Source organism: Streptomyces sp. M41, from assembly GCF_043673425.1.
Taxonomy (GTDB): Bacteria; Actinomycetota; Actinomycetes; order Streptomycetales; family Streptomycetaceae; genus Streptomyces.
Genome location: NZ_JBIMKE010000009.1, coordinates 80,487 through 93,854, shown reverse-complemented (window position 1 = coordinate 93,854; position 13,368 = coordinate 80,487). Strand labels below are relative to the sequence as shown.

Annotated in this window: 11 protein-coding genes; 4 read left to right on the top strand and 7 right to left on the bottom strand. The window is 72.9% G+C overall.

Features of this window, described 5'->3' with window-relative positions:
- Positions 1-68: 68 nt before the first annotated feature.
- Positions 69-1,028 (bottom strand): GlxA family transcriptional regulator, encoded by a 960-nt coding sequence (locus ACHBTE_RS14735; protein WP_394724246.1) that lies wholly within the window; start codon positions 1,026-1,028, stop codon positions 69-71.
- A 143-nt stretch (positions 1,029-1,171) separates the two neighbouring features.
- Here ACHBTE_RS14735 and ACHBTE_RS14730 point away from each other — a divergent pair, with 143 nt between their 5' ends.
- Both ACHBTE_RS14730 and ACHBTE_RS14725 read left to right on the top strand, forming a co-directional pair.
- Entirely contained in the window at positions 1,172-1,471 is a 300-nt protein-coding gene (locus ACHBTE_RS14730; protein ID WP_394724245.1) for a putative quinol monooxygenase, read from the top strand.
- A gap of 84 nt (positions 1,472-1,555) precedes the next feature.
- Positions 1,556-2,116 (top strand): PaaI family thioesterase, encoded by a 561-nt coding sequence (locus ACHBTE_RS14725; RefSeq protein ID WP_394724244.1) that lies wholly within the window; start codon positions 1,556-1,558, stop codon positions 2,114-2,116.
- Between the two features lie 63 nt (positions 2,117-2,179).
- On the opposite strand, the gene ACHBTE_RS14720 is transcribed toward ACHBTE_RS14725, so the two are convergent.
- The 5 genes from ACHBTE_RS14720 to ACHBTE_RS14700 all read right to left on the bottom strand — a co-directional run bounded on the left by ACHBTE_RS14720 (position 2,180) and on the right by ACHBTE_RS14700 (position 7,681).
- A complete protein-coding gene (locus ACHBTE_RS14720) occupies positions 2,180-4,102 on the bottom strand; it encodes a GMC family oxidoreductase N-terminal domain-containing protein (RefSeq protein WP_394724243.1) in 1,923 nt (640 codons plus the stop codon).
- Entirely contained in the window at positions 4,099-5,496 is a 1,398-nt protein-coding gene (locus ACHBTE_RS14715) for a hypothetical protein (protein ID WP_394724242.1), read from the bottom strand. The genes ACHBTE_RS14720 and ACHBTE_RS14715 overlap by 4 nt, the downstream gene beginning before the upstream one ends.
- Complete coding sequence (locus tag ACHBTE_RS14710) at positions 5,493-6,209, bottom strand: FadR/GntR family transcriptional regulator (protein ID WP_394724241.1); 717 nt, start codon at positions 6,207-6,209, stop codon at positions 5,493-5,495. Before ACHBTE_RS14710 ends, ACHBTE_RS14715 begins: the two co-directional genes overlap by 4 nt.
- A gap of 135 nt (positions 6,210-6,344) precedes the next feature.
- Positions 6,345-7,172 carry a polysaccharide deacetylase family protein gene (locus tag ACHBTE_RS14705; RefSeq protein ID WP_394724240.1) on the bottom strand — a complete coding sequence of 276 codons (828 nt, stop codon included), beginning with the start codon at positions 7,170-7,172 and terminating at the stop codon, positions 6,345-6,347.
- A 119-nt stretch (positions 7,173-7,291) separates the two neighbouring features.
- Complete coding sequence (locus ACHBTE_RS14700) at positions 7,292-7,681, bottom strand: VOC family protein (protein ID WP_394724365.1); 390 nt, start codon at positions 7,679-7,681, stop codon at positions 7,292-7,294.
- A gap of 210 nt (positions 7,682-7,891) precedes the next feature.
- On the opposite strand from ACHBTE_RS14700, the gene abc-f reads away from it, so the two are divergent.
- On the top strand, positions 7,892-9,547 hold the full coding sequence (gene abc-f / locus ACHBTE_RS14695) for a ribosomal protection-like ABC-F family protein (protein WP_394724239.1): 1,656 nt from the start codon (positions 7,892-7,894) through the stop codon (positions 9,545-9,547).
- 159 nt (positions 9,548-9,706) lie between these two features.
- Here abc-f and ACHBTE_RS14690 read toward each other — a convergent pair whose 3' ends face one another.
- The gene (locus ACHBTE_RS14690; protein WP_394724238.1) at positions 9,707-11,548 is read right to left on the bottom strand and encodes a protein kinase; all 1,842 of its coding nucleotides are present in this window, start codon (positions 11,546-11,548) and stop codon (positions 9,707-9,709) included.
- A gap of 465 nt (positions 11,549-12,013) precedes the next feature.
- On the opposite strand from ACHBTE_RS14690, the gene ACHBTE_RS14685 reads away from it, so the two are divergent.
- Positions 12,014-13,366 carry a cytochrome P450 gene (locus ACHBTE_RS14685; protein WP_394724237.1) on the top strand — a complete coding sequence of 451 codons (1,353 nt, stop codon included), beginning with the start codon at positions 12,014-12,016 and terminating at the stop codon, positions 13,364-13,366.
- The last annotated feature ends 2 nt before the right edge of the window (positions 13,367-13,368 follow it).

Below are 13,368 nucleotides of genomic sequence, written 5' to 3'. Positions count from 1 at the left end.
CGCCGGATCACCGCCCGACGCCGGACCACAGCCTGCTCCGCCGCGACGCCGACCGCGGTTCGGGCGGGTCAACGCCCCCGCAGTGCGCTCGCCGTCTCCCCGGTGCGCTCGCGGAGCAGGATGCGCAGGGTGTTGGCGTGTTCGTAGCCGACCTTGCGGGCGATGACCTCCAGCGGCAGGTCCGTGGTGCGCAGCAGGTGGGAGGCGCGCTCGACGCGCAGGTCCTGGACGAAGCGGACGGGTGAGGTGCCGAGGGTGCGGCGCACGGCACGCTGGAGCGTGCGTTCGCTGACGCCGAGGGCGCGCGCCGCGTCGGCGATCGAGAGCGGCTCGTCCAGATGCGTCCGGGCCCAGCGCTCGAACGCCGCGAGCGTCGGGTCACTCTGCGCGAGGGCGGAGGAGATCGTGTACGCCGCCTGCGACGGGCGCTCGTCGACGACCAGGTAGCGGGCGACGAGTTCCGCGAGGGCGGGGCTGGTCATGCGGACGACGGCGAGCGCGAGGTCGACGTGCCCGAACGCCGCGCCGGCCGTGGTCACCCCCTTGGAGGTGGTGACCATACGGGTCTGGTCGAGGGTCACCGCCGGATAGCGCTTGCGGAACCAGGGCGCGAGCCACCAACTCGTGGTGGCCCGGCGCCCGTCGAGGACCCCGGACTCGGCCAGCAGGAACGTACCCGTGCAGGCGGACGCGACAGGGATGCGGCGTTCACGGGTCTCGGCCACCAGGCGCCGCACCGGCGCGGCGTCCGGGCCCGAGACATGCGCGACCAGCGCGTCGGGCCGCCGCTCGGCCAGCGCGGGCACCAGCAGCAGATCGGCGTCCTCGGCCGTGTCGGCCGGTTGTGTCTCGACCACGTGCCCCGCTCCCGTACGGATCCGGCGGCGGAAGCCGATCGTGGACACGTTCCATGCGGGAGGGGGCTCGGGGAGCTCCTCGCGCATGGCGTTCGCCCCGTCGAGCACGTCGAGCAGGGCGGCAAGCCCGGAGTCGAACACACCGTCGTACGTCAGCACAGCCACATCCATGACGGAAACGATATCGAAAGCATCGTTTCCGACACTGTGCGCGCCGGCTGCGGCGGCCTAGGTTCAGTGAGGTCCGGACGACATCCGGTGCCCGGTACCGGCACCGCCCATTCATTCGGTGATCACAGACAGAGGAGCGCACCATGACGAAGCTGGGGCTGCTGGCCCGCATCGAGGCCAAGCCGGAGTACGCCGAGAAGGTCGAGGCCCTGCTGCGGGACGCGGCGCAGCCGGCGGAGCAGGAGGAGCACACCGTCACCTGGTTCGCGTTCCGGCAGAGCGCCACCACCTTCGGAGTCTTCGACACCTTCGAGGACGAGCAGGGGCGGCAGGGACATCTGCGGGGCCGCATCGCCGCCGCGCTGATGGAGGCCGCCGAGACCATGCTCAGCGAGGCACCGGACATCCGGCCGGTCGACCTCCTGGCAGTCAAGCTCCCCTGATCCCACGGCCGGGCGGCAGCGCACCGTTGCGCGCTGCCGCCCGGCCCTCCCGGCATCCCGTAACCGAAAAGGACGAACAGAGCCATGGCACCGCCCACCCCACACCACCACAGCATCACCGCTGACGAAGCCGTGCCCCCGCACGGCAACCACCGCTCGCGCACCCACACCTGGCAGCCACCGAAAAGCTACGCGGACATAGGTGCTCACACCGGCCTCGAACTGGCCCGCATGAGCCTGGACGGCCGGCTGCCCGAGGCCCCGATCTGCGGGACGCTCGGCTTTCGTCTGGTCGCGGTCGGGGAAGGCGAGGCCGCCTTCGAGGGGGAGCCGGGGGAACACCTCTTCAATCCCATGGGCTCGGTCCACGGCGGGTACATGGCGACCCTCCTCGATTCCGCACTCGGTACCGCCGTGCTGACCGCACTGCCCGCCGGTCGCGCCTACACCACCGTTCAGCTGGGGGTGAACATGGTCAGGCCGGTGTCGGCGACGACTCCGACGCTGCGCTGCGAGGGCAGGGCCGTCCATGTCGGCCGTACGACGGCGACCGCGCAGGCCCGTCTCGTGGGAGCGGACGACGGCAGGCTGTACGCCCACGGGACCGCCACCTGCGCCGTCTTCGCCCTGCCCGAGGCGGGCTGACGGGGCGGGTTGACGGGTGTCCGAATCCCAGCGGTCCGGACCCGCCCGGACCGACGCCGGTTCTCACGCACGCGCCGCGAAGCGTTCGGTGACGGCGAGGGCTGCCGCCATGATGCTCAGCTGCGGATTCACCTGTGGGCAGCTGGGCAGCACGGACCCATCGGCGATCAGCACGCCGTGGACGCCGCGCAGGCGCCCCTCCGGATCGGCAGGTGACCGCTCGGGGTCGGCCCCCGCGGCTGCCGTGCCGGTGGGGTGGAAGGCCGACAGGTGCCGCTGACGTACCGTCACCATGTCCAGCAGCACCTCCAGTTGGCCGGGAGTGCCCGCACGCGGTGCGTGAGGTACGCCGGTCAGGACCTCCTCGGCGCCGGCGGCGAACAGCAGGCGGCCCATGGCGCGTTGGGCGCGCAGCAGGCGGCTGGCGTCGCGCGGCGCCAGGGCGTAGCGCAGCAGCGTGCGGTCCCGGCCGAGGACACGGCCCGAGGGCCGGTCGGCGACCATGGCGCCCAGTGTCGCCAGTTGCTGCGTCTCCTCGAGTTCGCGGCGCAGGGCACGTCCGACACCCGGCAGCACGAACGAACTCATGCCCGGGGGTGCCGCGGTGGCCTCGATCAGGATGCCGTCCGAGCGCAGCTCCTCCACTCCCACGCTCTGGAGGACGCCCTCCCAGCCGGTGACCGGTCGGCTGAAGCGGCCCGCCACGCTGATGGCCGGGTGCACGCTGAGGTTTCGGCCGGTCCGGGGGTGGCCGCCCAGGCCGGAGCGGCGCAGCAGGGCCGGGGTGAGAAGGGCTCCCGCGGCGACCACGACGACGGGGCTGAGGATCTCGAGTTCGCTGCCGTCCGGGCGGCTCACGACCACGCCCGCGGCTCGTGGGCCGCCGGGCCGGTCGCGGTCGGTGAGGATGCGCCGGACGCGGGCGCCCGTCACGATCCGGGCACCGAAGGCGCACGCCTCGGGCAGCACGGACAGCTGGACGCTCTGCTTGGCGCCGGTGGGGCAGCCCACGACGCACTGGCAGGAGCCGCGGCAGCCCGGGGCGTTGCGGCGCAGCGGCGCCGCGGCCCAGCCCAGCTCCTTCGCGCCGGCGAGTGCGAGCAGTCCGTTGTTGCCGAGGACGTCCAGTGGCTGGGATGCCACGCGCAGGGTGCGTTCCACCTCGTCGAGGTGGGCGTCGAGGTCTTCGGCGGCGGCGAATCCGTAGTGGCTCCGCCAGCGGGAGCGGACGTGGTCCGGAGTGCGGTAGCAGGTACCGGAGTTGACGACGGTGGTGCCGCCGACAGCGCGACCGACGGGCAGGACCAGTGGCGGGTTGCCGAGGGCGATGGTGGCACCGCCGTCCCGGTACAGGTCGGTGAAGCGGTCGAGCGGGGTTCTGCGCCGGAAGGACTCGGTGGTGTGGTGCTCGCCCTCCTCGACGATGACGACGCGCAGGCCCGCCCGGGCCAGTGTGCGCGCGGCCATCGCGCCGCCCGCCCCCGAACCGACGACTACGGCGTCGGCGGTGGAACGCGTCGGCCAGCTGTGGGAGGGGGTGCAGTCCAGCGGCGGGTCGTCGGGGGCGACGCGTCCGGCGGCGGTGGGTGCGGAGGGCCCGGCGGGTCCGGGGGCTGAGGACGTGAGGGCGGGGGCGTGGTGCACGCGGTCCTTGAGGTGCATCATGCGTTCCGTGCCGGCCGCGAGCAGCACCGGAACCTTGACCGCGTCCAGGAGGGGCAACAGAGCGCGTCGGGCGGCGAGTGCGGCCATCACGTGCTCCCGTTCGGCGGTGCCGAGCGTGCTCAGTCGGCGGCCCGTGCGGGTCACGGCGTAGGCGTCGATCGCCGTCGCAGCGCCGCGTATCGCCGTGCGTGCGGAGGCCGGCATGGCGTCCAGCAGCGTCTCCAGGCGGCGTGGCACGGCGCGTGTCCATTCGGCCGTGCCGTCGTCGGCGAGGAGTGCGGCGGCGACTGCCGCGAGGGCGGAGGCAGGAGCGGGTGTCATCGGTCGCCGACCTCCGCGTGTGCGGTGCCCGAGAGCCGCCATACGGCTTCCCGCCGCCATCGTCCCCACCATCGCTCCAGGTCCACGACCGCGTCCGCGGTCTCGCTGTTGCGGCAGACGGCGGGTGAGCCGTCGGGGTCGGTGTAGTCGAGTGCCAAGGTCCGCTCCGGCGGCTGGGTCACGGTGACGCGGATGCGGCGGCGGCCAGCGCGGCCGGTCACCCGCCACTCGGGCAGGCCGATGTCCGCCCGGAACCGGCCGAGGCCCGCCCAGCCGACGGCGGTGCGTTCCGCCCGCGTGGGCCAGGTCCGTCCGCCGCGCAGCAGACGCAGGAACACCAGTGGAGGCAGTCTGTTCAGCCCCGGTCGCATGGACACGGCGGCCACGACCTCCAGTACGTCTCCGTCGCCCAGGTCGGCGTGGAGCCAGGCCCAGCGCCGCGCGTTGCCGTGGCCGTAGATGCGGGCGCTCGCCCCGACGGCCCCGTCGAGCCGCAGCTCGTCACCGTCGCCGTACCGCACGAATCCGCTGTAGCGGCAGCGGGCGTACGGCAGCATGTGGCTGGCCGGCAGCCAGGGGCGGCGCCAGGACCAGCGGGGGAAGGTGTGCAGCGGCACGCCCTCGGGTGTCTCGGTGAGGGACCAGGTGAACGAGCCGGCGGTGCCGGCCAGCAGGCCGGGGTGGGCGCGGATGCCGTCGGCGGTGAAGCCTTGCCGCTCACCGGTGAACGGTTCGGGGCCGAAGCGGGTGTGCCGGGCGGGGCCGTCCTTGGGGAAGACGGCGATCCAGCCGTGGGCGTAGGCGCCGGAGCCGTCCGTGGGGGCGACCACTTCATGGTGCAGCCAGACTCCGCTGCCGGTCGCCGGGTCGGTCAGGGTCGTGTACCAGACCTCCGTCCGCCCCGGGCTGCCGTCCCAGCGCGGCTCCAGCTGCCGGTCCGCGTCGGGCGGGGCCGTGCGCGGGAAGCGGAAGCTCGCCAGGAAGGGGAGCAGGCCGGTGGCGAGGGGGAAACGCAGGGTGCCCTCGCCGACGCGTTCGCCGTCCTCGTAGAGGGTGTAGGGCAGGACGGTGGTCGAGGCGACCGGACGTGCGGGCGAGAGCGACTTCCAGCCGTCCAGCACCAGTCGGCGGCCCTCGGATGCGAACGTGATCCGGTAGCGGATCCGGCGGCGGGCCAGCGGCGAGACCTCCAACTCCCCTTCCGCTTCGGCGTCGTCCGCCCGCCCCGCGATCCGTACGCGTCCGGTCAGTCGCGCCGGTGTCGTGCGGTGGGGCAGCAGCACGGTGTCGGCCCGGGCCACGAGGTCGAGTCGTACGGGGCGCTCGTGCTCCTCGTCGGTCATGCGCACGCGGCCCAGCAACGTCTCCCGGAACACCGTCCCGCGTGCGGTCATGAGGCACCGTCCCCGCGTGTGCGGGAGCCCGCCAGTCCCTCGAGCATGATGCGTTCGGTGGCCGACAGATAGGCGCCCGCGGCGGTGCGCGCCGCCTCTTCGTCCCTCGCGGCCACGGCCTCGACCACCGGTGCCAGCCGGTCGTGCGCGGCACGGGCGTCGGTGAAGGGCCCGACGAGGGCCGCGCGCACCGGCAGGTAGGCGTTGAACAGGGTGTTGGTCAGCAGGACGTACACCCGGTTGCCCGTGGCGCGGGCGAGCGCCCGGTGCACCTCGGCGTCCGCGAGCTGCACCCCCTCGCCGTCGTCCGCCTCCCCGACAGCCGCCATCAGCCGCTGGAGTTCGACCACTTGGGCGGTGGTGGCACGGGCAGCGGCACGTTCGGCGATCAACGCTCCTATGCTGCGCCGCACTTCGAAGATCTCGCCGATCCAGTCCGGGCTGTGCCGCACCAGCATCGGCAGGAGATCCGCACCGCCGAGACGCAGGAAGTCCCGCACACGGGTGCCCACGCCGTGCCGTGTCTCCAGCAGTCCCGCGTGCGCCAGCCTGCCGAAGGCGTGCTTGAGCGTGGTGCGGTTGACCCCGAACTCGTCCGCGAGTTCGCGTTCCGGCGGCAGATAACTGCCGGCCGGGTGCCGGCCGGCGAGTATCTGCTCACGCAGTCGTTGCTCCAGGACGTCGACGATGCTCTCGCGTGGCAGTGCGCCCATACGGTGCCCCCAGCCCTCAGTGATTCGGTGATTCGGTGGTTCAGTGACTGAGCCACTGAACCACTGGAGTTGACTGTGGGTCAATAAGTCGTACGGGACGGGGCGGGCGTCAAGGCGCCACGGCCGGGGGCCGCGTCACCGCGGGGAACGTGCCGGGTGGGCCGACGTGGTGAGCAGGGTGCGGAGGTCGATGACGCGGTAGCCGCGGGTCGCGATGCCGTCGAGGATCCACGGGAGGGCGTGGGCGTCGAGCACTTCGGTGCGGCCCCCGGAGGCGCCGAGGTGCATCTGGATGATCGCCCCCGGGCGCAGGACGTCCAGGGCCCGTTGCACCGCGCGGTCCACCGTCATGCCACCCTCGGTGCCCATCCAGCCGTTGGTGTCGGTGGTGAACTCGATGTCCGCGAACCCCAGCGCGTTGACTTCGCTGATCTCGGCGGGGCCGGTCTCGCCGTAGGGGAACCGGAAGAACGGCGTCAGAGCCCCTCCCGCCCCGGCGGCGCGCAGGGCCTGGTCCGCCGCCCGCACCTCGCGCCGTCTGCCGGCCACGGTCAGCTCTCTGAAGTGGGGGTGGCTGTAGGAGTGGTTGCCCAGACCGTGCCCCGCGGTCGCGATCCTCCTGATCACCTCGCGGTGCCGGTCGGCGAAATCGCCGGTCGGGAAGAAGGTGGCGGGCGCGCGGCGGACGGCCAGCTCTTCGAGGATGCGCTCCAGGCCAGCGGCGTTCCAGGCCGCGTTGAAGGTCACCGCGACGACCCGCTCCTGCGTACGGACCCGGCGGTTCTCCGACCCGAACAGCGCCCGCAGCCCCTCCTCACCCGCATGCACCGCGCGGTGCGGCGAGTACGCCTCGGCCGGCGCGGTGCCGAGCCCCGGGGCCTCGGGTACCGCCGACGCGCCCGGCATCGCCGACGCCGCCGGCGCCACGGCCCACTGGACGCCGAGCATTCCGGTTGCTGTCAAGATCGACCGCCGGAGCAGAGGACGCTCCGCGGCGACGAAAGAACGTTTTTCCATGCCCCTGCCATCGGCGTCCGGCCACCCCTGCTTGAGCCCCGTCGATCCACACTTGCGCCATCGGCCTACTCGGCGTACTTGCCCCCGACCTCGCTCGCCCGGAGGGCCGCCTTGTCGTTGAAGCCGATGACATAGCCGTCCAGGTCGCGGATGTAGAACATGCACTGGCCCGTCTCGTCCGTGGTCTTCTCCTTGACCACGTCGGCATGCTTCAAGACGTGGTCGCAGAACGCGTCGAGATCGTCGACGGCGAAGTAGAACATCCCCGCGAACCCGAGGGGCTGGTCCTGGAGGACGGGCAGCCACTGCTTGAGGTCGGTGTTGCTGTAGATCATGGCGGCGAACTCCCCCTTGTAGAGGAGCGTGTGGATGTCGTCCCCCGGGCGGGCGGTGCTGGAGTCCGCGTCGAAGCCCAGCTTGCCGTAGAAGGCCAGGCTGGCAGCGGTGTCGGACAGGCTGATGCAAGGAACGGAGCGCTTTGGGCCAGATCGTGGCCTAAAGCGCTCCCTGGAGCGCGAGGCGTTCCACAGCCAGGGCTTGAGACGATACGGATCGTCTTGTTATAGTCGACGCATGGACTTCTTCTACTTTCTCTGAGTCCGGGCGCGGCCGACGCCGCCGTTTCCGCCGCCCGTAGACCCTTCGCATCCCCAGGGAAAGTCACCATGCGCGAACGCGCACACATCACCACGCCCGCTGCTGCCGTGGCGCAGCTGTCCGTCAAGGGCGTCACCAAGTCCTACGGCACCCGGACCGTCCTCGACCAGGTCTCCTTCACCGTCCGCCCGGGTGACAAGGCCGCCGTCATCGGTGAGAACGGCTCCGGCAAGTCCACCCTGCTGCGGCTGCTGGCCGCCGCCGAGGCACCGGACGCCGGGGAGATCACCGTGAGCTTCCCCGGTGGCGTCGGCCACCTCGCCCAGACCCTCGACCTCGACCCGGACTGCTCCGTACAGGACGCCGTCGATCTGGCCCTCGCCGACCTGCGCGACATGGAACGCCGGCTGCGGGCGGCTGAGGAAGGGCTCGGCGAGGCGCCGGAGGGCGAGCTCACGGCGTACGGCGAGCTGTTGCTGGCGTACGAGGAGCGGGGCGGCTATGAGGCCGACGCCCGTGTCGACGCCGCCCTGCACGGGCTCGGGCTGGCCGGGGTCACACGTGATCGCCTGCTGGGCTCCCTCTCCGGCGGTGAGCAGTCGCGGCTGGCGCTGGCCTGCGTGCTGGCCGCCGCCCCTGAGCTGCTGCTGCTGGACGAGCCGACGAACCACCTCGACGTGACGGCCGTGCGCTGGCTGGAGGAGCGCCTGCGCGCGCATCGCGGCACCGTCGTCGCGGTCACCCACGACCGCGGCTTCCTGGAACGCATCGCCACCACGATCCTGGAGGTGGACCGGGATGCGCGCACGGTGCACCGGTACGGCGACGGCTGGGCCGGCTACCGGGCCGCGAAGGCCGCCGCCCGACGCCGCGCGGAGCAGGAGTACGCCGACTGGGTCGAGGACGTGGCGCGAACCGAGGAGCTGCTGGACGCCGCCGGGCGCCGGCTGGCCGGTACGGGCAAGGATCCGCGACAGGGCTTCGGCAAGCACCGCCGTTCGCACGAGGCGAAGCTCGGCGGACAGGTGCGGGCGGTCCGGGAGCGGCTGGCCCACCTGCGGCGCAACCCCGTGGCGGCGCCGCCGGAGCCACTGCGGTTCACGGCGGTTCTCTCGGCCTCCGGTGGCGAGCACCACGCCGACAGCGACCGTCCGATCGCCGCGCTGGACGGCGTCACCGTGGGCGAACGGCTGTGCCTGGACGCCCGGTTGACCATCGCGCCCGGGCAGCGGCTGCTGGTCACGGGCGAGAACGGCGCGGGCAAGACGACCCTGCTGCGGGTCCTGGCGGGCGACCTCGAACCCGACGCGGGTACGGTGTCCCGCCCCGCCCGGATCGGATACCTGGCGCAGGAGCTGCCCGTCCGCTCCACCCGGCTGCCGTTGCTCGCCGCCTTCGCGGCGGGGCGGCCCGGGCTGCCGGAGGAGCACGCCGAACAGCTCCTGTTGCTGGGGCTGTTCCGCGAGGAGGACCTGCGCGTTCCGGTCGAGGCGCTGTCCGCGGGGCAGCAACGGCGGCTCCAGATCGCGCGTCTGGCGACCCGGCCCGCGGACCTCCTCGTCCTGGACGAACCGACGAACCACATCGCGCTGGACCTGGTGGAGGACCTTGAGAAGGCGCTCGCCGCCTACCCGGGAGCGGTCGTCGCGGTCTCGCACGACCGCGACTTCCGGCGGCGTTTCGAGGGCGAGCGACTGGAGCTGCGCGACGGCCGCCGGCGCTGACCGGGTCGCCTCGGGGACTTCCCGGGCCGGTCCTCGGCGCGGGGCAGTCCTCGGCGCGGTCGGCCGGTCTTCGGCCCGTCGGTCTTGGCACGTAAGCCCTCGCCCGGGCAGTCCTCGCCCGGGTAGTCCTCGCCCGTCGACTCCCGTCCGGTCGTCCGGTCAGTCCTCGGCGGGCACCACGCGAGTCACCTTGCCCTTCATGTCGGTCTCCAGGAAGCCGGACGCGTAGTCGTCGCTCAGGTAGACGGCCATTCCGGCCGGGGTTCCGAAGGTGTCGTTGGGCTGGTTCACCAGCACGTAACGCAGCTTCGGATCATCGACGTTGAGCTTCTTCTGCGCCTCCTCGAGAAGCGCCGGAATCCTGTCCCAGTCGAAGTCGTCGGGGGTGAAAGGCTGATCGCCTCCCGACAGGGCGCTGCTGATGATGCCCTTCTCCACACCTTGTCCGGGGCGGTAGGTGTAGGAGTCGTACTTGGTGTCGCTGCCCTTGACCATCACGTTGGCGGACACATAGTCGTCGTAGACGCTGAAGTCCCCGAACCTGTCCCGGCCGGTCTCCTTCTCGATCGCCTCGATGGCGGTGCGAATACGGTCCGGGGTGAGCATGCTCGCGCCGTCCGCCTCCTTCGGCTGCTGGGCTGCCGGGGTGGCGTCGGTCGGTGTGTCGGTGGGCTTCTTGTCCGAGGTGGAGGACGACGAGGCCGAGCCGGCCCCCTTGTTCGAGCCACCCGGGTCTTCCGAGCCGCCCGGGTCGCCCCCGAGGGGCAGCAGCCACCACAGCAGGGCCACGACGCCGGCGAGCGCGGTACCCGAGGCGCCCAGCAGGACCGACGGGCGCCGGGCGCCGCTGCCCGCCGATCGCACGGGAGCGGTCGCCGCATACGGCGGAAACTGCCCGAGCCCCGGACGGCCTCCCGCGTGCGGCGGGAACTGCCCCGGCCCCGGGTGGACCGGCGGCGGGCCGAACCCGGGGGGCGTGGCCGTGGGCCATGGGGCAGCAGCAGGGCCGGGAGCGACGGAAGAGCCGGTAGGTGCGCCGAAGGTGGCGGACGCCGGCGAAGGGACCGTGGTGGGGGGCGTCGACGAAGAGGCCGTGGTGGGGGGCGGGGCAAGTGGATAGGAGGTGGGCTCCTCGCCGATCCGCGCAGGGGGCGGCCCCGACTCGATCTCGGCCAGCCGCAGGTCCAGTGCGGCGGCGGACGGCCGCGCCGACACATCCCGTACGAGCACGCTCATCAGTACGTCGCCCAGCGCGCCGGCGCGCGCCGGTGGCGGCACGTCCTCGTGGAGGACCGCGGCGAGGGTGGCCAGGGTGGTGCCGCGGCGCAGCGGGTGGTGGCCCTCCACGGCGGTGTACAGCATCATCGCCAGCGACCACAGGTCGGAGGCGGAGCCACCCTCGTGCCCCGAGATGCGCTCCGGTGCCATGAAGTCGGCCGTGCCGATGATGGACCCGGTGGCGGTGAGGCTGGTGGACTCGCGTATCGCGGCTATGCCGAAGTCGGTGAGTACGGGGCGCCCGTCGGGGCGCAGCAGGACATTGGCGGGCTTGACGTCCCGGTGCTGGATGCCGGCGTCGTGCGCGGCGGTCAGTGCGGCCAGCACTCCCCTGCCGATCCGGGCCGCCTCGGCCGGGAGCATCGGCCCCTGGGCCAGCCGGTCGGCCAGCGAGCCGCCGATGACCAGCTCCATCACGATCCAGGGGTAGGTGCCCTCACCGCCGTCGACGATGTGGTGCACGGTGACGACGTTGGGATGGTCGATCCGCGCCAGGGCCCTGGCCTCGCGGAGCACCCGCTCGCGCAGCATCCGCGCGCTGTCGGGATCGTATTCGGCGAGGTCCACGTCGGGCGGGCGGACCTCCTTGACCGCCACCAGCCTGTGCAGGGCCAGGTCCCTGGCCCGCCAGACCGTCCCCATCCCGCCGCCGCCGAGGCGGGACTCCAACTCGAAGCGCCCGTCGACGACGCGTCTGCCGGGACCTCTGTCACCCTCACTCATGGGCGGGAGCTTAGCCGCCCCCGCCGACGCCCTTCGCACCCCCGGGACCGGCTCTGACCGGCGCACTCACCGCACGGCGCGGAGAGCCCTCCGGCTACCGCGCTCCCCGTCCGCGTTCGTGCGATCCCCGTCGTCCCGGGGACGTTTTCCGTACCGACCTCGCCCGTCCCCGATCGGTGCGCACGCTGCCTACGCTGCGCTGCTCCTACCTTCGGGTGAAGCCGCACGGACCGAATCGGTACCGGCGGTTCAACAGGGATGCGCAGAAGGCTTGTTGGGCGGGTACCGCACGGCGCGCGACCGCGTCCGCCCGGCCGCCGTGCGCACTGCCACCGGACCTGCACGCTCCCGTACAGTCCGTGGCACGAGCGCCGTGTCGCGGCGGGCCCTTGGCACGCCCGGCGGTGCAGGACCAGCACCGACGCCCGCGCCTCGCGCCCGCGTCCGACCAGGAGAAAATCACACATGGAAACCGAAGCCGGCCTCGGCTCCCTCCCGTCCCTCCCCGGAGCGGACGTCACGGACGTTCCCGGAACGGAGCGGCCGGTCCCCGAAGCCGGGCCCGGTCTTGTGAAGCGGTGGCATGCGGAGGGCGGACAGCTGGTCGAGCTGCTGACGCAGGTGCGTGCCGGAATCGGTGGCGTCGCCGCCTTCCGCCTCGGGCCGAACCCCACCGTCCTGGTCACCGATGCGGACGCGGTGCAGCACGTACTCGCCCGGCACCCGGACCGCTACGTCAAGCGCTCGCACCGCGCCCGCCTCCTGGTGGGCGACGGCGTCCTGTCCGCGAGCGGTGCGGCGTGGAAGCGGCAACGCCGGTTGCTGCAGTCGCAGTTCACCGGCCCCGGGATGCGCCGCTACGACCGGCGCATCACCGAGGCGGCCCGGACCACGGCCGAGCGCTGGGCGTCGTACGCCCGAACCGGGCAGACCTTCGACGTCGGACAGGAGATGCGCCGGTTCGCCCTGGACGCCATCTGGCGCTCGCTGACCGGCCACGCCCTCGATGACGAGACCGAGCGCGAACTGGAGGCGGTGGGGGTCGTCGGGGCCGCGCTGCCGACGCTGCCCGCGGACGCCACCGACGCCGAGTCCGCCGTGGCCGCCGATCTCGCCCGGATCGACGCGGTCGCCCTGCGTGCCATCGAGGCCGCCCGCGCGGGGGACGTCGGCCCCGACGGTCCCGGCCTGCTGCATGTCCTGATCGACGCCGCCGAGCGCCCCGAGTACACCGACCGCCTGATCCGCGACGAGCTGGTCACCCTGCTCACGGCCGGGCACGAGACCACCGCCACCACACTGAGCTGGCTCTACCTCCTCCTCGACCGGCACCCCGCCGCCCGCGAACAAGCCCTGGCGGCAGGCCAGGAGGGCTCGGCGCACAGCCGTGAGGCCGTCCGGGCCCTGGTGCACGAGACGCTCCGGCTCTACCCCTCCGCCTGGTTGCTCGCCCGCCACGCCGCCGAGGACGACACCCTCGCCGGCTACACCGTGAAGGCGGGCACCGACGTCATGGTCTGCCCCTACCTCACGCACCGCGACCCCGAACTGTGGGCGGACCCGGAGCGCTTCGACCCCTGGCGCTTCACCACCCCGAACGGCCGCCCCAGCCACGCGGGCGCCTACTACCCCTTCGGCATCGGCCCCCGCGCCTGTCTGGGCCTGCAGTTCGCACTGCGTGAATCGACCGTCCTGCTGGAGCGTCTGCTGCCGGCCCACACGCCGGTCTTCGCCGCCCTCCCCGAGAAGACGCAGTACGGCATCACCGTCCGTCCCGACGGGCCCATGCCCGCCACCCTGCGGCCTTCGCGCCCCTGAAC

Bases quoted from the DNA above. Each gene is read 5' to 3' on its own strand.
- ACHBTE_RS14685 (WP_394724237.1), top strand. From the start codon at position 12,014: ATGGAAACCGAAGCCGGCCTCGGCTCCCTCCCGTCCCTCCCCGGAGCG.
- ACHBTE_RS14735 (WP_394724246.1), bottom strand. From the start codon at position 1,028: ATGGATGTGGCTGTGCTGACGTACGACGGTGTGTTCGACTCCGGGCTT.
- ACHBTE_RS14690 (WP_394724238.1), bottom strand. From the start codon at position 11,548: ATGAGTGAGGGTGACAGAGGTCCCGGCAGACGCGTCGTCGACGGGCGC.
- abc-f (WP_394724239.1), top strand. From the start codon at position 7,892: ATGCGCGAACGCGCACACATCACCACGCCCGCTGCTGCCGTGGCGCAG.
- ACHBTE_RS14715 (WP_394724242.1), bottom strand. From the start codon at position 5,496: ATGACCGCACGCGGGACGGTGTTCCGGGAGACGTTGCTGGGCCGCGTG.
- ACHBTE_RS14710 (WP_394724241.1), bottom strand. From the start codon at position 6,209: ATGGGCGCACTGCCACGCGAGAGCATCGTCGACGTCCTGGAGCAACGA.
- ACHBTE_RS14725 (WP_394724244.1), top strand. From the start codon at position 1,556: ATGGCACCGCCCACCCCACACCACCACAGCATCACCGCTGACGAAGCC.
- ACHBTE_RS14720 (WP_394724243.1), bottom strand. From the start codon at position 4,102: ATGACACCCGCTCCTGCCTCCGCCCTCGCGGCAGTCGCCGCCGCACTC.
- ACHBTE_RS14730 (WP_394724245.1), top strand. From the start codon at position 1,172: ATGACGAAGCTGGGGCTGCTGGCCCGCATCGAGGCCAAGCCGGAGTAC.